At 64.5% G+C, this 14945-nt stretch carries 18 protein-coding genes; 8 read left to right on the top strand and 10 right to left on the bottom strand.

The features are described from left to right. Window positions 1–6 precede the first annotated feature (6 nt). The 9 genes from M1E17_RS07875 to M1E17_RS07835 form a co-directional block, all read right to left on the bottom strand. Window positions 7–486 carry a hypothetical protein gene (locus M1E17_RS07875; protein WP_457966625.1) on the bottom strand — a complete coding sequence of 160 codons (480 nt, stop codon included), beginning with the start codon at window positions 484–486 and terminating at the stop codon, window positions 7–9. 3 nt (window positions 487–489) lie between these two features. Next, window positions 490–1260, bottom strand: a complete 771-nt coding sequence (dapB, locus tag M1E17_RS07870) for a 4-hydroxy-tetrahydrodipicolinate reductase (protein ID WP_457966624.1) — start codon at window positions 1258–1260, stop codon at window positions 490–492. Window positions 1261–1371: 111 nt separating this feature from the next. Continuing rightward, complete coding sequence (locus M1E17_RS07865) at window positions 1372–1836, bottom strand: molybdenum cofactor biosynthesis protein MoaE (RefSeq protein ID WP_457966623.1); 465 nt, start codon at window positions 1834–1836, stop codon at window positions 1372–1374. Beyond that, window positions 1826–2362, bottom strand: coding sequence for a MogA/MoaB family molybdenum cofactor biosynthesis protein (locus M1E17_RS07860; RefSeq protein WP_457966622.1), 537 nt, complete (start codon window positions 2360–2362; stop codon window positions 1826–1828). The genes M1E17_RS07865 and M1E17_RS07860 overlap by 11 nt, the downstream gene beginning before the upstream one ends. Then, window positions 2359–2853, bottom strand: coding sequence for a cyclic pyranopterin monophosphate synthase MoaC (moaC, locus tag M1E17_RS07855; protein WP_457966621.1), 495 nt, complete (start codon window positions 2851–2853; stop codon window positions 2359–2361). Before moaC ends, M1E17_RS07860 begins: the two co-directional genes overlap by 4 nt. After that, window positions 2841–4208 carry a molybdopterin molybdotransferase MoeA gene (locus M1E17_RS07850; RefSeq protein WP_457966620.1) on the bottom strand — a complete coding sequence of 456 codons (1368 nt, stop codon included), beginning with the start codon at window positions 4206–4208 and terminating at the stop codon, window positions 2841–2843. Before M1E17_RS07850 ends, moaC begins: the two co-directional genes overlap by 13 nt. Further along, window positions 4208–5707, bottom strand: coding sequence for a molybdopterin-dependent oxidoreductase (locus M1E17_RS07845; RefSeq protein WP_457967639.1), 1500 nt, complete (start codon window positions 5705–5707; stop codon window positions 4208–4210). Before M1E17_RS07845 ends, M1E17_RS07850 begins: the two co-directional genes overlap by 1 nt. A gap of 257 nt (window positions 5708–5964) precedes the next feature. Next, the gene (locus M1E17_RS07840; protein WP_457966619.1) at window positions 5965–7173 is read right to left on the bottom strand and encodes a sensor histidine kinase; all 1209 of its coding nucleotides are present in this window, start codon (window positions 7171–7173) and stop codon (window positions 5965–5967) included. After that, a complete protein-coding gene (locus tag M1E17_RS07835; protein ID WP_457966618.1) occupies window positions 7160–7909 on the bottom strand; it encodes a response regulator transcription factor in 750 nt (249 codons plus the stop codon). Before M1E17_RS07835 ends, M1E17_RS07840 begins: the two co-directional genes overlap by 14 nt. 132 nt (window positions 7910–8041) lie before the next feature. Between M1E17_RS07835 and moaA the strand changes: the two genes are divergently transcribed. The 8 genes from moaA to M1E17_RS07795 all read left to right on the top strand — a co-directional run bounded on the left by moaA (window position 8042) and on the right by M1E17_RS07795 (window position 13622). Next, entirely contained in the window at window positions 8042–9169 is a 1128-nt protein-coding gene (gene moaA, locus M1E17_RS07830; protein WP_457966617.1) for a GTP 3',8-cyclase MoaA, read from the top strand. A 5-nt stretch (window positions 9170–9174) separates the two neighbouring features. After that, on the top strand, window positions 9175–9441 hold the full coding sequence (locus tag M1E17_RS07825; protein ID WP_457966616.1) for a MoaD/ThiS family protein: 267 nt from the start codon (window positions 9175–9177) through the stop codon (window positions 9439–9441). A 193-nt stretch (window positions 9442–9634) separates the two neighbouring features. Next, window positions 9635–9925, top strand: a complete 291-nt coding sequence (locus M1E17_RS07820) for a hypothetical protein (protein WP_457966615.1) — start codon at window positions 9635–9637, stop codon at window positions 9923–9925. Between the two features lie 2 nt (window positions 9926–9927). Then, the gene (locus M1E17_RS07815) at window positions 9928–11640 is read left to right on the top strand and encodes a DUF222 domain-containing protein (protein ID WP_457966613.1); all 1713 of its coding nucleotides are present in this window, start codon (window positions 9928–9930) and stop codon (window positions 11638–11640) included. A gap of 263 nt (window positions 11641–11903) precedes the next feature. Then, window positions 11904–12098: a hypothetical protein gene (locus tag M1E17_RS07810; protein WP_457966612.1), complete on the top strand. Its 195-nt coding sequence runs from the start codon at window positions 11904–11906 to the stop codon at window positions 12096–12098. 48 nt (window positions 12099–12146) lie between these two features. Beyond that, window positions 12147–12476 carry an IS110 family transposase gene (locus M1E17_RS07805; RefSeq protein WP_457966610.1) on the top strand — a complete coding sequence of 110 codons (330 nt, stop codon included), beginning with the start codon at window positions 12147–12149 and terminating at the stop codon, window positions 12474–12476. Between the two features lie 28 nt (window positions 12477–12504). Then, complete coding sequence (locus M1E17_RS07800) at window positions 12505–13131, top strand: transposase (protein WP_457966608.1); 627 nt, start codon at window positions 12505–12507, stop codon at window positions 13129–13131. Window positions 13132–13187: 56 nt separating this feature from the next. Next, window positions 13188–13622, top strand: coding sequence for a DUF6896 domain-containing protein (locus M1E17_RS07795; RefSeq protein ID WP_457966606.1), 435 nt, complete (start codon window positions 13188–13190; stop codon window positions 13620–13622). A 151-nt stretch (window positions 13623–13773) separates the two neighbouring features. On the opposite strand, the gene M1E17_RS07790 is transcribed toward M1E17_RS07795, so the two are convergent. Next, window positions 13774–14928: a helix-turn-helix transcriptional regulator gene (locus M1E17_RS07790; RefSeq protein WP_457966604.1), complete on the bottom strand. Its 1155-nt coding sequence runs from the start codon at window positions 14926–14928 to the stop codon at window positions 13774–13776. Window positions 14929–14945: the final 17 nt, after the last annotated feature.

Raw genomic sequence — 14945 nt, 5'->3', positions numbered from 1 at the left:
GCAGGACTAGGCCGGAACCTTGCCACGGAAAAGGCGGATGGCATCACGCATGGACGCGCGTGCGCGTTTGCGGTCCCCTGCGGCGTCGTAGGCGCAGCTCAGCCGGAACCATGAACGCCAATCGTCCGGGGCGTCTTCAGCCTCGATACGGTATTTTTCGAATTCCTGATCCGCGGCAGAGCGAACGATCCGTCCGCCCGGGGTGCGCGGCAGGTCATCCACGGGCAGGCCGCCCTCAGCTTCAAGGACTTTTGCCATCTGTTCGGTGCGGGCGCCGAACATCAGCTCGCGGATCAGGGCCCAGGCGCCGATAACCGGCAGCACCAGGTAGGCCGCGCCGATGGCTTTGGCAGTCAGGTTGCTGTCCAAAAGCAGCAACACGGACCGCTGGAAGGACACCACCAAGTAGAAGACCAGCAGGAGGGTTACGGCGCCCACCCAGATTTTGGTGCGGTTCTTCCGGAACGCGGCCAGGAAATTATCCATGGCCTAGAACCCCAGGTCCAGGTAGCCGTCCAACCCCACGGTGAGCCCGGGATGCGCCGCGACGTTGCGCACGCCCAGCAGTACGCCGGGCATAAAGGAAGCGCGGTCGAACGAGTCATGGCGAAGGGTCAGCTGCTCCCCCGGGCCTCCCAGCAGGACTTCCTGATGGGCCACCAGGCCACGGAGCCGGACGCTGTGCACGCGGACGCCGTCCACGTCGGACCCACGGGCACCGGCCCGCTCGGTTGTGGTGGCGTCAGGACTGCGGGGAACATCCGCGTCGGCTCGTTCCGCGGCGATGAGCTGGGCCGTGCGGATGGCAGTGCCGGAGGGCGCGTCCACTTTGTCCGGGTGGTGCAGCTCAATGATTTCAACGGACTCGAAGTACCGTGCTGCCTTGGCGGCGAAGGCAGAGGCCAGCACGGATCCGAGGGCAAAGTTGGGGGCAATCAAAACGCCCTGCCCCGGGTGAGCCGCCAGCAGAGCCTCCAGGCGTGAGAGTCGCTCGGCATCCCAGCCGGTGGTTCCCACGACGGCGTGCATGCCGTGTTCGACGGCGAACCGGACGTTGGCTTCGGTGCTTTCGGGAACCGTCAGGTCCACAACATATTCGGCTCCGGAAGAGGCCAGCTGATCCAATGAATCAGCGCGGCCCAGGGCGGCCACCAGCTTGAGATCGGCGGCGGCTTCGACGGCCTTGACGGCTTCGGCGCCCATGCGCCCATTGGCGCCCAGCACGGCGACGCGCAGTGGGGCGGGGTGTTGTTCGGTCATGCCGTTAACCCTACCGTCGGCCCCGTTGAGGTACGGAACGTGAAGCTGTGCGTTACCCCTCAGTCGCTGCCCGGCTCAAGGTCATGACCCGGCTCACAGTCATGATCAGGCTCAGGCGCCCGCGCCGACCCATTCAACAGAGCCGTCGGCAAAGAACTGTTCCTTCCAGATCGGCACCTGTTCCTTGATCCGGTCCACCAGTTCCGAACACACCGCAAAAGCCTGGCCACGGTGAGCGGCGGATACAGCGCAAACAAGCGCCGGATCCCCGATTTCCAGCATGCCAATCCGGTGGGCGGCCCAAATGCGCACGGGCTGACCGGCGCCGGCGTCCCCCGGCTCCTGTTCGGCCACCAGTTGCGCGACGACGTCGGCCATCACCTGATGCGCCGTGGGGTGCGCACTGTAACTGAGCCGCTCAACTGCCTTGCCGCCGTCGTGGTTCCGGACCACTCCGCTGAAGCTGACCACAGCCCCGGCGGTGTCCGACTCCACTGCCGCAATGGCCTGGTCCACGGAGATGGGCTCCGCACTCAACACCGCACGTACCACCTCAAAAACTGATTCAGTGTCCATGGCCGCCTTCCAACTGGTCGCACAGGTGCCCGATCACCGGGTCAAGGACGGACAGCCCGTCCATGACGCCTTTGGGTGATCCGGGCAGGTTAACAATAAAAGTCTTGCCGGAAGACCCGGCATAACCGCGGCTCAATGCTGCCAGCGGGGTCTTGGCAGCTCCGGCACGGCGGATAGCCTCCATGATGCCCGGAATTTCCCGATCAAGGAGGGGCAACGTGACCTCTGGTGTGCGGTCATCCGGGCTGAGCCCGGTACCGCCGCTGGTGATGACGACGGCGGGGTGCTGGGTGAGCAGCGCCCGGACGGCCGCGCCCACGGGTTCGCCGTCCGGCACCACCATGGCCGGAAAGGCTTCAAAGCCGTGCTCCTTGAGCCAGTCGATGATCACCGGACCGGTCTCGTCGTCGTAAATACCGGCTGCTGCCCGGGTGGAGGCGATAACCACGCCGGCCTTCCGCCCCTGTACCTCCCCGTGCCGGTGCGGTTCAGGCATGTTCAGTGTGCTCTCGGTGGTGCTGCTCATAGTGTCCAGTCCCCGCTCTTGCCGCCGCTTTTGGCCAGCACTTTGATATCGGTAAGCACGGCGTGCTTGTCCACGGCCTTGATCATGTCGTACACGCTCAGGGCGGCGACGGACACCGCTGTGAGGGCTTCCATTTCCACGCCGGTGACGCCGCGCGTCTTAACCGTGGCCAGGATGTTTACGGAATCTGCCGCCAGTTCGAAGTCCACTGTCACTTTGGACAGCGGCAGTGGATGGCACAGCGGGATCAGTTCAGGAGTCTTCTTAGCCGCCATAATGCCTGCCACCCGTGCCACGGCCAGGGCATCCCCTTTGGGCAGGCCGCCGGAACCCAGAAGGTCCAGAACCTCCCGGGTGCTTGTCACGGTGGCGGTTGCGGTGGCCTGGCGCGTGGTTTCGGCCTTTGCCGAAACATCCACCATCTGGGCGGTGCCATCCTGCCGGAGGTGGGTGAGGGAAGGCGGGCTCTGTTCTGCATTCACAGCATCCATACTTCCACTTCATCGCCCTCGGCGAGCGCCGAGACCCCTTCCGGGACATGCACCAGCACATTTGAACCCGCCAGGGCGTGCATCAGATGCGAACTTTCGCCGCCTTCAAGTCCAACGGTCCCGTCCGGGTGGAGAGTGCCGCGGCGGACCTGATGCTTATGTTCCGGGGACCTGAGTCCGTGGGCAAGCCGGGCCCGGACCGGGACGCGTGGTGCCGGTGAGCCGAACAGCCCGGCCAGCACGGGGCGGAGGAACATCTCGAAGGAAACCAGGCAGCTGACGGGGTTGCCCGGAAAGCCCAGGAAAGGGACGGCATCGAACGTGCCGATCCCCTGGGGCCCGCCGGGCTGCATGGCCACATGCAGGAATTGGGCCTGCTGCCCTTCCATGGCTTGGCGCACCACTTCGTAGGCGCCCTTGCTGACCCCACCGGTGGTGACGACCAGATCGACAGCCGGCGCGTGTTCACGCAACAGGAGCTCCAGCTCTTCGGGCCGGTCAGCGGAGATAGCCGTGCGGATGACGTTCAGGCCAGCCTGCCGCATGGCGCCTTCAAGCAGCGTCCCGTTGGCATCGTAGATCTTGCCGGCGGGCAGCGCCTGGCCGGGTTCCACCACTTCGTCCCCTGTTGCGGCAAGCAGGACAGTTACCTGCCGGTGAACCGTCACGGTGTCAATGCCCAGCGCGGCCAGGAGCCCCAGCTGCGCAGGACCCAGGTGCGTCCCGGCGGCCAGCGCCCGTTCTCCGGCGAGGAGATCGCTTCCCACGGCCCGGACAAACGTCCCGGCCCCGGTTGCCGGAAGCCTGACTGTGGACCGCTGCCCGGGGGCGGGGAAGCGGTCCGGCACCGCCCTTTCGATGGGGACGACGGCGTCCGCTCCGTCGGGAATCATGGCGCCGGTCATGATGGGGGCAGCTGTGCCGGGCTCCAGGGCGGCCGGGGTGGCACCTGCGGGGACGGGGGCCACCACGCGCAGCTCCGCCCCGTCGTCGGGAATGTCTGAGCTGTTGACGGCAAAGCCGTCCATCTGGGAGTTGGCAAACGGCGGGAGGCTGATGGGAGCAGTGACGTCGTAGGCAAGCCCCCGGCCCAGGGCCGCCTGCAGGGTCACGGTTTCCGTCCGGTCAGCGGAGCGCAATCCGGCGAGCAGCCGTGCCACGGCGGCGCGGTGCCCGGCTACGGAACGGGGCGTGTGGGCTGGTGCTGCGTGGGCATGTTCGGCTTGGGCTGATGCTGGGTGGGCTGTTTCAGCCTGGGTTTGTTCAGTCTGGTCAGGGTTGGCCGAAGTGTGGGTCGGGGCGTGGCCGTGCTGGTGCGGAGGGCTGTGCATGGTCCTGCCTTCGGTTGCTGCCATCAGGGTTTCACGTCAACTCTAATCGTGTGGAAGCCTGTAGCCCCGTCGGGTGCAACGGGGCGGCGTTCCTCGTCCTGGGGTTCGCCGTCGAGATCTGTGGCGCGGACCTGGACCTCGTACTGCCCGGGGGTGAGGTCGATGCCCAGCTTCCACTGGTACCACGTATCCAACGAGATCCCGGGGGCCAGCTCGGCCGCCTGCCACGGTCCGCGGTTGACCCGAAGTTCCACCGTGCCGATCCCGGTGTGCTGGGCCCAGGCCACACCACCGAACATCACAGTTCCCGCCGTTACGGGACGGCCGCTCCGGGGCACGTCGATCCGTGAGGACGTCTTGATGGGTCCGCGGGCCGACCAGCCCCGCGGCGTCCAGTAGGCGGTGTCGTCGGCAAACGTGGTCACCTTGAGCTCCGTGAGCCACTTGGTGGCCGAGACGTAGCCGTAGAGGCCCGGGACAACCAGCCGGACGGGAAACCCGTGTTCCAGTGGCAGCGGTTCCCCGTTCATGCCCACTGCAAGTAAGGCGTCCCTGGTATCGGTGAGGACGTCGAGCGGCGTACTGGCAGTCCAGCCGTCCGAGCTCCGTGAGAGCACCATGTCCGCCCCGGGTTTTGGTCCTGCCAACGCCAGCAGCTCCCGCACCGGCCAGCCGAGCCACCTGGCGTTGCCTATCAGGTCACCGCCCACCTCATTCGAAACACACGCGATGGTTATGTGCCGCTCCATCAGGGGTTTCGCCAAAAGTTCAGCGAAGGCCAGCTCGATTTCCCGGTCCACCATGCCCGTTACCCGCAGAACCCAGGAGCCCGGATCAAGGGCGGGAACGGAGAGGGCTGTGTCGATACGGTAGAAGTCGCGGTTGGGGGTGATGAGCGGCTGCATGCCGTCGAGGCCAACCTCAGCCCCGGCCGGAATGGCTGGCGCTGCCGATTGGGCGGCAGGAAGCCGCAGCCGTTCACGGGCCTCGTTGATACCTGCGGCAGCACTTCGCCACAGAGCCGCGAGGACACCTCCCACGGTGGTAACGGCGGCACCGGCCGCAAAGACCTGCAAGAAGGCCCGTCTGGCAGGAGGGTGGCCGCCCTGAATCCCACGTGCGTCAGATTCGTTTGCATCAGGTACGCCAGCGTCAAGTATGCCTGGGTCAGATACGCCTGTGTCAGAGGGCGAAGCGTTCCAGGCCTGGAGCCGGCGGATCAGCAGGCGCAGCAGCACCATCCCCACCAATGCGGCCACGAAAGGCACGGCGATCGCGTTCGGAGTCACCTGTGCGCGGGTCAGGACCGCGGCCAGTCCCGCAAGCGCAAAGACGGCAATCACCACCACGCCGGCAAACCGCCTGCGCTGTTCCACTATTCCCGCCAGGGCGGCCAGGGCTCCGATGACCAGCACCATGCCCGTCAGCAGAGCCATCTTGTCCGCGGTGCCGAACAGGGCAATGGCCCAGTCCTTCACGGCCGGCGGAACGGCGTCGATCACGGCCCCGCCCACCGCTGTCATCGGCGATACTGACGGGCTGACAAGACTTGCCAGCAGTTCCCCCAGCACCACGCCGGTTCCGGCGGCAGTAACCCCCGAGGCCGCAGCCCACCATGTTTTCCTTGGCGCTTTCGACGGCGACTGGGTGGACGATGGCGATTGGATGGACGCTGCCTCTGTCGACCCGGCGTTCGTGGACGCTGCCTCAGTCGACCCGGCCTCTGTCGACCCGGCTGTCGTCGACGCTGCCTCTGTCAGCCCATCGCGTGTCTTATCCGTCACGGTGCGTTCCCTGATCCCTTCGCAGAATGTGCGGGTCCATCCGAATCAAGCCAGTGAGCCACTTCAGCGGGGAGGCGGAGTGTAAACCGGCACCCGCCGTCGACGTTTTCCACGCTGACGCCCCCGCCATGGGCGCGAGCTATCCCGGCCACCATGCTCAACCCCACACCCGCGCCGCTGTAGCTGAAGCTTCCGGCGTGCTCCCCGTCCCCTGCCTGCAGGCGGGCCGGATTTCCCTGCCAGCCAGTCTCGAAGACATGCGGAAGGTCCTCTGGCGGGATTCCGCCGCAGCCATCCGTGACGGTGACCGAGGCGCTCCCGTCATCACGGCCGACCATGACCATAACGTCCGATCCCGGGCGACTGTAGAGGATGGCGTTCAGGAGCATGTTTCGGACCGCCCGGCCCACAGACGGTCCATCGGCGATGGCCAGGCTCTCACGGTGCCCACCGCCGTCGAGCCTGATGTTCCTTTGGGCGGCAAGGGGCGCCAGATCGGTAAGGGCATCGCTGGCGAGATCGTAAAGGTCCAGCGGCTCGGCGTTCAGGTGCAGCGTACCGGCCTGGATTTTGGAGAGTTCCAGCAGGTCGTTCACCATCACGGCCATCTGCTCCGTCTGCGCAATGATGGTGCGGTGGTACGCGGAGGGATCAGCGGCCATGCCGTCCTCCAACGCTTCCGCCATCGCCCGCATGCTGGCCAGCGGTGTCCGCAGGTCATGTGAAATCCAGGACACCAACTCGCGGCGTGACTTTTCGACGGCGGCTTCCCGCTCCCGGGATTCCATCAGGCGGCGGCTGCTGAGTTCCAGCTCGTCCGCCAGGGCAGCGAGTTCCGATCCCATCAGCGGGGCCGTCAGCGTCAAGGTTTCGCCCCGGCCGATACTGCGCGCGGCTTCGGCCAGCGCCCGGGCATTCCTGGAAACTCTGGCTCCCAGGATCAAGGCGATGGCAACCGCCACTGCCGAGGCAATCGCCAGGATGTACCACATGACCTCAAGGTCCCTGGCGGAAATGACCATGGCGTTGAAAGCGCTGACCATCCCCGCGGTCAGGACGGCCACCGTGGCAAGGACCACGACGCAGATCTGCACAGCGAATGTGGCACGCTGCATGGCCTTGAGGACCAGCAGGGCGCCCGCTCCGATGACCAGCGCCCAGAGGAGTGCCAGGCCAACGATGACAACGAGCTCATTGACTTGCATCGGCCGCCTCGCTCAGTGCATGCACGTCCAGCCGGTACCCCACGCCCCAGACGGTTTTGAGGAGGTCCGGGTGCCTGGGGTCGGCCTCGATCTTCTCCCGCAACCGCCGGACATGGACGGTGACAGTGGAAAGATCACCGAAATCCCACCCCCACACCGCCTTAATGAGATCCTCCCGGCTGAACGCCTGGTTTGGATGTCGGAGCAGGAAGGCCAGGAGATCGAATTCGCGGGCCGTCAGGGACAGCTGGACGCCGTGGTGGGTTACCGTGCGGGCACCGGGGTCCAGCAGGAAACCAGCCACTTCCACGGGTGGTTCCGGGCTGAATTCCTGCAGGCTGCGGCGCAGCACGGACCGGACCCGCAGCACCAGCTCCCGGGGCGAGAACGGCTTGGTGATGTAGTCATCGGCGCCCACCTCAAGCCCCAGGATCCTGTCGTCCTCGGTGCCGAGCGCCGTCAGCATGATCACTGGCACGGACGTGCTCTTCCGCAGCCTGCGGCAGACCTCCACTCCGTCCAGTCCGGGCAACATCCGGTCGAGGATGACCAGGTCGGGTTGCCGGGCGGCGGCCAGGTCCAGGGCGGTGAATCCATCCTTGGCGAGGTCCACCTGGAAGCCGGCCTGAAGCAGGTAATCACGCACCACGCCAGCGATGATCTGCTCATCCTCGACCAGCAGGATGCGGCGATTGCCGACGTCGGCTGTGTCCTGCGGCGGTAGGGACCTGTTCACTCCTCCAGCATAGGTTCGCCGGGGCGCCGCGGCACTGGAAGATCGGGCCCAGGGCACAACCGTAGGACTTCCGTAAGATTCCCCCGCGTCACGGGCGTGATATTGGGGCTGAAGGTGGCGTAGCCTGAATTCATGAGTGTTCAGCTAGGCATGCCGCAACCGCGGGAGGGGTCAGGTCCCGCCGGACAGCCGGAGCTTGCCATCCGGCCCGCCGGCACACCGCCTGGCCTCCTTGACCGCTACGGCCGCCGGGGCACCGATATGCGGCTGTCCCTCACGGACAAGTGCAACCTCCGGTGTACTTATTGCATGCCTGCCGAAGGGCTGGAGTGGCTGGCCAAGCAGGCAGTGATGTCCGCGGAGGAGATCGTTCGGATCGTACGGATCGGTGTGGACCTCCTCGGTGTTCGGGAACTCCGCCTTACCGGCGGTGAACCCCTTGTCCGGGCAGACCTGATAAGCATCATCGCGGCTATTCGGAGCAACCACCCGGAGCTCCCCATCTCCATGACCACCAACGGTGTTGGCCTGGACAAGAAGGCGGCGGCGCTCAAGGCCGCCGGCCTGACCCGGATCAATGTCTCGCTGGATTCCCTGCATGAGGAGACCTTCGCCAAGCTGACCCGGAGGCCCTTCCTCGACCGTGTCCTGGCCGGGGTTGACGCCGCCTGGGCAGCGGGGCTGGGACCGGTGAAGCTCAATGCTGTGCTAATGCGGGGCATCAATGATGCCGAATCGCCGTCTCTTCTCGCCTGGGCGCTGGACCGAGGCTACGAACTGCGGTTCATTGAGCAGATGCCGCTGGACGCGGACCACGGCTGGACCCGCCGGAATATGATTACTGCAGCCGAGATCCGCGGGCTGCTTTCCGTGGACTACGTCCTCAGCCCGGACCCCCGGGCCCGTGACGGCGCACCCGCGGAACGCTTTGAAGTACGACGCCGGGTGGCCGGGTCCGCGGACCCGCAGGGACCTGTGCTGGGCACCGTGGGGATTATCGCCTCCGTTACGGAGCCGTTCTGTTCGGATTGCCGCCGGACGCGCATCACCGCGGAAGGCAAAATCATGAGCTGCCTGTTCTCGCGGGAGGAGTTCGACCTGCTCGGACTCCTGCGCGAAGGCGTCACCGACCAGGCACTTGCTGAACGGTGGCAGGATGCCATGTGGGTTAAACCCAAAGCACACGGCATGGACCACGTAGGACTTGACGCCCCGGATTTCGTCCAGCCGGACCGCAGCATGAGCGCTATCGGAGGCTGAATTTCTTGAACGTACGTTACTTCGCTGCCGCACGCGCCGCCGCGGGTGTGGAAGAGGAGCGCTTCGACCTGCCGGCAGGCTCCACCGTGGAGGATCTGCTGGCCGCGGTCCTGAGGGTGGAACGGTCACTGCCGCCTGCGGGCACTCCTCCCCTGCCGCGCATCCTGTCCCGGAGCAGCTTCCTGCTGAACGAGGTTGCCGTGCGGGACCGCACCACTGTGTTAAATCCCGGCGATGTGGTGGACGTGCTGCCGCCTTTTGCCGGGGGCTAAGACACCCTCCAACTGGGGCGGGCGTTGGAGCGCGAACGGACGCTTAGGGCCCTGCTGCACGGCGCGAACGGACACTTGGGCTCCCACCCCTCCGGAGAGCGGACGATTGGGCCGAAGGCTGGTTGGTCGGATGATATCCACATAGGCCATCTGCTGCCTCCCTCCTATCAGTCCGCGTTGGGATGCTGGAGGTATGGAAAGCAGAGCAGCCTGGGATGCTGAAAACAGAAAAGCTCTGGCGCAGATTATTGCGTCGCTCGCCGTAATTAAATGGAAATTCGCAGCACCCCTGAATGGTCCGGCGGCTTCAGGATATGGCTCGTACGTCGATGCGGTGGCCCGAAAGGGTGCCTGCTTGGCCGGGCTCGCCGAGATCGTCCGGGTGGAAGCCAAGGTCGCTGCGCTGAAGAAGCGGCTGGTCACAGGATATCCACATAACCCATCTGCTGCCCCATTAATGTCAGACGCTCCTGGGATGCTTTGATCATGGAAAAGACGGCAGCGACAGAGGTAATAGAGGCCATCAAGACTTCCGTAACTGCGCTGAACAGGATTGTCCGCGGTAGGGAACTCGAGGGTGGTACCGTCACTGATCCGATGCGGCAAGAGGCTGATGACTGGCTGGATATTCTGGCAGAGGCTGCCCAGCTGCAAGCAAAGACGGCAGCGCTGACGGTCCGGGCCGCAGCCGGATTCACGGACACTACAAGGGCTATGGCGCCTCCGGTGGCATCCCTGCCGGAGCGAATGGCGATAGAGATGTCCATCGTCGCCGAGGTCGCGTGTGTCCTCACCATCAGTGAACGCGCGGCAGGCGCCCTGCTCGCCGAATCCCATGCCCTCACCAGGGCATTACCGCTGACCTTACAGGCATTACAGGCGGGGTCGATTTCTTGGCAGCACGCCCGCTGCATGGTGGACGAGACAGGCGCCCTTGACCCCGCCGGTGCGGCCGCCCTGGAAACCCACTTCCTGGACCCCGACACCGCCAATGCTGCCCGCGCCTGCCTCGCCGGGGACCTCACACCCTCCAGGTTCCGCGCCAGGGCCCGGACCTGGCGCGAACGCCACCACCCCGTCTCGATCGAAACCCGCCACGCCAACTGCGTCCTGGACCGCCGGGTCGAATACACCCCGGACCGCGACGGAATGGCCTGGCTCTCCGCCTACCTGCCCGCAGACCAGGCCGCCGGCATCTGGGAACACACCACCACCACAGCCCGGGCACTCCAAGGCCCCACCGAGCCCCGCACCCTCACCCAACTCCGCGCCGACACCCTCGCCAACGCACTCCTCTGCCGAGAGATCAGCAACCCCGGCAGCGACAGAGCCGGAGGCACCAGCGGCGCACTCCTTGATAGTGGGACTAACAGCGGCACTCTCATAGGCGCCGGAAGCACCAGCGGCCAAACCACCAGCTGGCGTAGCAGCAGCGGAGGGATCAACGGCGGCGGAAGCGCCAGCGAAGGAATCAACGGCGGCGGAATCAAGGGCGCAAATAGCCTCGGCGATGGCGGCGATGGCGGCGAAGGAGGCACTGCCGGGCAGGTCCGGCCGCCGCGGGCCCAGGTGCTGGTCACCGTGCCCGTGTTCTCGCTCCTGGGCCTGACCGACGAACCTGCCACCCTGGACGGCCACGGCCCCATCCCGGCCTCCATGGCAAGGAACCTGGTCACCAACGGAGCCCACTCCTTCCACCGCGTCCTGACCGACCCCCGCGACGGCGCACCACTGGAAATCGGCCGAACCAGCTACCGGCTCACCACAGCAATGCGCCGCTGGCTCAGACTCCGCGACGCCAAATGCCCCTTCCCCGGCTGCAACAACCACTCCCTCGACAACGAAGCAGACCACCTCCTCGCCTGGGCAAACGGCGGCACCACCGGCATCAACAACCTCGGCCAACCCTGCCGCAAACACCACCACCTCAAACACAACACCACCTGGCAACCAACCCCGGCCAGCAAAAACGAACCACCCGGCTGGACCTCACCCACCGGCCGACACTACAAAAGCGAACACCAAGACTGGGAACCACCCACCTGGCCTGACCACGTCCTGAATGAACTCCAGGACACCGCCTTCACACTGGAGCGCGAGCCCGAGGCTGACCACGACTCGCACCCATGGCATCTAGTCCCTTCCGGAGGATCTGAAACCCACGAACTGGGACTCCAACACCAGAAATCCAAGACTTGAAATCCAAAAAATCCGGAACCCAAAAACGGTAATACTGGAACAGTCCTTGAGCCGGCGTGACCCAGCCAAAAATTGACGTGCCGGGCGGCACCGTCTTCCCGACGATCTGTCCGCTGGCTCAAGGTCCGTTAAAAGGGGTGTCGAGCCAGGCGGACATGACCACATAGGAGCCTGATACGACCAGTCCCATTTCCGTTTTGTCTGCCCACCTGGCCCGCGCCCGATCAATCAGTATTCGACGCGACTGAGGGGCAATTTCCATCTTGGCAAGTGAACCACCAAAAGTCATCGCGGGTATCGACACCCACGCCGACACACACCACGTAGCCGTTATCAACGAACACGGCAAACCTCTAGAGGACAGGGAATTCCTGGCCGTGGGATCCGGATACCGGAAAATCGTCGACTTCATCACCTCCTACGGGACGGTCATAGCCGTCGGAGTCGAACGAACCTGATCCTACGGCGCCGAGCTCGCCAGAACCCTTCGGGGTGAAGGACTAACCGTGCTGGAGGTAAACCGCCCAAACCGGGCCGCCCGCCGACTCAAGGAGAAATCCGACCCGCTGGATGCCTACCAGGCGGCCAAGTCGGTACTCAAGGGACGGACGAAGGCGATCCCGAAGGCCAAGGACGGCCCCGTTGAATGCCTGCGGATCCTACGTTCCGGGCGTGCATCAGCAATCAAGGCCCGCACCGCGGCCATCAACCAGATCAAGGCACTCCTCGTTTCGGTCCAGGACAAAATCCGGGCGAAATATCGGACGCTGGGCACTTCCGCGCTGGTTACTGCCCTGCAGCGTACGAGACCCTTCGGGACATCTGGCGGACCCTGAGTACGTAACCCTCCTGACCCTCAAGGCGTTGGCAGCCCGATGCCAGGCGCTGACAACAGAAATCGAGGCTGCTGATACGGCACTCAAGGAAATCCTCGATAGCTATGCCCCGTTGCTCTGCGATTTACCAGGAGTCGGGACCGAAGTAGCCAGCCAGCTGTTGATCACCTTCGGGGACAACCCAGACCATCTGGGGAACGAAGCCCAATTCGCTTCGCTCGTCGGGGCCGCTCCGGTACCAGCCTCATCCGGCAAGACAACCCGCCACCGGCTCAGCAGAGGCGGGGACCGCAGCGCCAATAATGCCTTGCATCAGGTAGTCCTGGTCCGCATGGCCTCGTGCCAACGGACCAAGGACTACGTGCCTAAACGTACCTCCGAGGGCAAGGGCAAACGCGAAATCATGCGCTGCCTCAAACGCTACGCAGCCCGCGAAATCTACCGCCAAATCACCAACCCGCGGCCAGCACCTAACAACTCCGACCTCCGCCGCATGCGGACCGAACTCGAGCTCACCATCACGACGGTAGCCGGCGAACTTGGCCAATGGGTTTCCATCATTTCGAGACTGGAACGAGGCCACATCCGAAATGACGAGCTCGCTTCAACCTACCGCCATTGGTTGACCGACCAAACAGTCAGAATCTCGATTTGATCATGAGTCAGCCTGACTCCAAATGTTCCACTGCTGGATTCTGACAGGATGTCCCAATGAGCAGCACACCCCATGAAATTGTCGAATCGTTTGTTCGGCTAACGGCCCGATGCCTGGACACTCTCATTACCCGACATGCGGGAACGGAGCGCCCAACCGTCTGGACCGGCCTTTTCTTGGTTCCACGAGACGGAAGCGGTCCCGTTCGGTCCGGCCAGTTGAACGGGTTGGGAACATTCGCTCTCCACGGCCGGGGCTGTCGCTTCGAACTTCACACAGGAGAAGCACTGGACGTTGACTGGGACGACAGTGGCCGCGCTGTGTTCGATTCATGGCGGATCCTCATGTTTGCCAAGTCGATAGGCGACCAAAAGACTAAAATAGAGGACCTTGAAACTGCGGCCGGCCAAACGTCGTCAATTATTCAGATCGCTCCCGACCAGTTCACGTGGCCGCATCGACGTTACGACCTCACATGGACGGACCCCTAAAGCGGTCTGAAGCTCAGTAAGCGGAAAGCGAGTGATCACTGCACGCGCGTTTGTAGCTCAGCGGGCAGAACGCCACAAGTCTTCAAGCGCGTTGCATCGACCCATGTCCCAGGAAGCCATATGCGATTTGACGCCTATAGGAGCATCGTTGCTACGCGGTTCCCCATGCCATGGCCAGCAATGACGCACGACTGTGGACACCGCAGTTGTCGAAAACCTGCTTGAACTGATCCTGGACGGTATAGGCTGCCACACCCTGGGCCGCGGCCATCGCTGCCGTGTCCGCACCCTTCGCGGCCAGCTCAAGCAACTCCCGCTGGCGGGGCGTCAATCCGAAGCTCCTGGCGAAGATGTCCAGCCGCGCCTCGGGCGGACACTCCTGGATAGTTACGGCCAACGGCGGGGTAACGCCGGAAGGTGCCGAATCCATCCTGCTTGCCGGGAGCATCGCCCACTTTCCAGACCCAATATGTACCCGGGCGGCAGCGGGATGATCATCGACGCCTGCCTCACGTGCCAACAACTGGGCAGCGACGTTCAGGACCTCTGCAGGCACCCCCTGATACGGGCGCGGCCCGGGCTGCAACAATTCAAGCCAGTCCCGTGTAGAAGCCGTCTCCCCCACTACCGCCAGGTCCGCGTCCAGCGTGAGCACGGCCTGCTGTGGAAGTATGACTGCAGCCCTGCCGCTCTCCACTACCCTCCGAGGCACTGGCTCTTCTGACGGCATTTCCGGTAGTACAGCCCGGCTGGCCGCTTCGGCTGATGTTTCCAGCCCGAACTGCCGGGCGATGGACCGCCGCAGGGCCGGAGTTACTTTGTGGGTAACAGCTTCGAGGTAGGCCGCTTCACTGGCAGTGAAGGCACCTTGGTCGGGTTTTCGCCACAGGTCAAGCCAACCCCAGCAGCCTTGCTTGTCCGCGAACACGGTGAACAGAACATCGGAGACACCGTACCGCTTGAGCACGCCATCCCAGACCGCGCTCTTGGATGGGTCTCCCTGGCTAACCTCAAGCAAGGAAGCCACCGGAGACGCGCTCCCCGCCAACTGGGTCCACCTGCCTACAGGCGTCAAATACTTCAGCCGGATGAGGAGCGGCAATTCCTCCGGGCACGGGACCCATGCCATGGGTGAAATACCCGTTGCCGTTGCAGGATCGGAAAGGGGCCAAACCCAGGCGCTGAAGGGCAACATCCGGCCCAGCTCGCGGAGCACCTCTCTGCGCAGCTGCGCATGATGCAGTGACGAATTGCCGAGAAGCCGAACCCGTTCGAGGCTCCGGTGCACTGCCCAGCCCGTAGTCATTCACCCAGTATGCGCTC

Source organism: Arthrobacter sp. D1-29 (genome assembly GCF_054130585.1).
This window is presented reverse-complemented; position numbering and strand designations above follow the sequence as displayed.

Excerpts from the sequence above, each read along its gene's own strand:
- M1E17_RS07865 (WP_457966623.1), bottom strand. The coding sequence starts at position 1,836 with ATGGACACTGAATCAGTTTTTGAGGTGGTACGTGCGGTGTTGAGTGCG.
- moaC (WP_457966621.1), bottom strand. The coding sequence starts at position 2,853 with ATGGATGCTGTGAATGCAGAACAGAGCCCGCCTTCCCTCACCCACCTC.
- M1E17_RS07815 (WP_457966613.1), top strand. The coding sequence starts at position 9,928 with ATGGAAAAGACGGCAGCGACAGAGGTAATAGAGGCCATCAAGACTTCC.
- M1E17_RS07850 (WP_457966620.1), bottom strand. The coding sequence starts at position 4,208 with ATGGCAGCAACCGAAGGCAGGACCATGCACAGCCCTCCGCACCAGCAC.
- M1E17_RS07790 (WP_457966604.1), bottom strand. The coding sequence starts at position 14,928 with ATGACTACGGGCTGGGCAGTGCACCGGAGCCTCGAACGGGTTCGGCTT.
- dapB (WP_457966624.1), bottom strand. The coding sequence starts at position 1,260 with ATGACCGAACAACACCCCGCCCCACTGCGCGTCGCCGTGCTGGGCGCC.
- moaA (WP_457966617.1), top strand. The coding sequence starts at position 8,042 with ATGAGTGTTCAGCTAGGCATGCCGCAACCGCGGGAGGGGTCAGGTCCC.
- M1E17_RS07860 (WP_457966622.1), bottom strand. The coding sequence starts at position 2,362 with ATGAGCAGCACCACCGAGAGCACACTGAACATGCCTGAACCGCACCGG.
- M1E17_RS07820 (WP_457966615.1), top strand. The coding sequence starts at position 9,635 with ATGGAAAGCAGAGCAGCCTGGGATGCTGAAAACAGAAAAGCTCTGGCG.
- M1E17_RS07840 (WP_457966619.1), bottom strand. The coding sequence starts at position 7,173 with ATGCAAGTCAATGAGCTCGTTGTCATCGTTGGCCTGGCACTCCTCTGG.
- M1E17_RS07845 (WP_457967639.1), bottom strand. The coding sequence starts at position 5,707 with ATGACAGCGGTGGGCGGGGCCGTGATCGACGCCGTTCCGCCGGCCGTG.
- M1E17_RS07795 (WP_457966606.1), top strand. The coding sequence starts at position 13,188 with ATGAGCAGCACACCCCATGAAATTGTCGAATCGTTTGTTCGGCTAACG.
- M1E17_RS07875 (WP_457966625.1), bottom strand. The coding sequence starts at position 486 with ATGGATAATTTCCTGGCCGCGTTCCGGAAGAACCGCACCAAAATCTGG.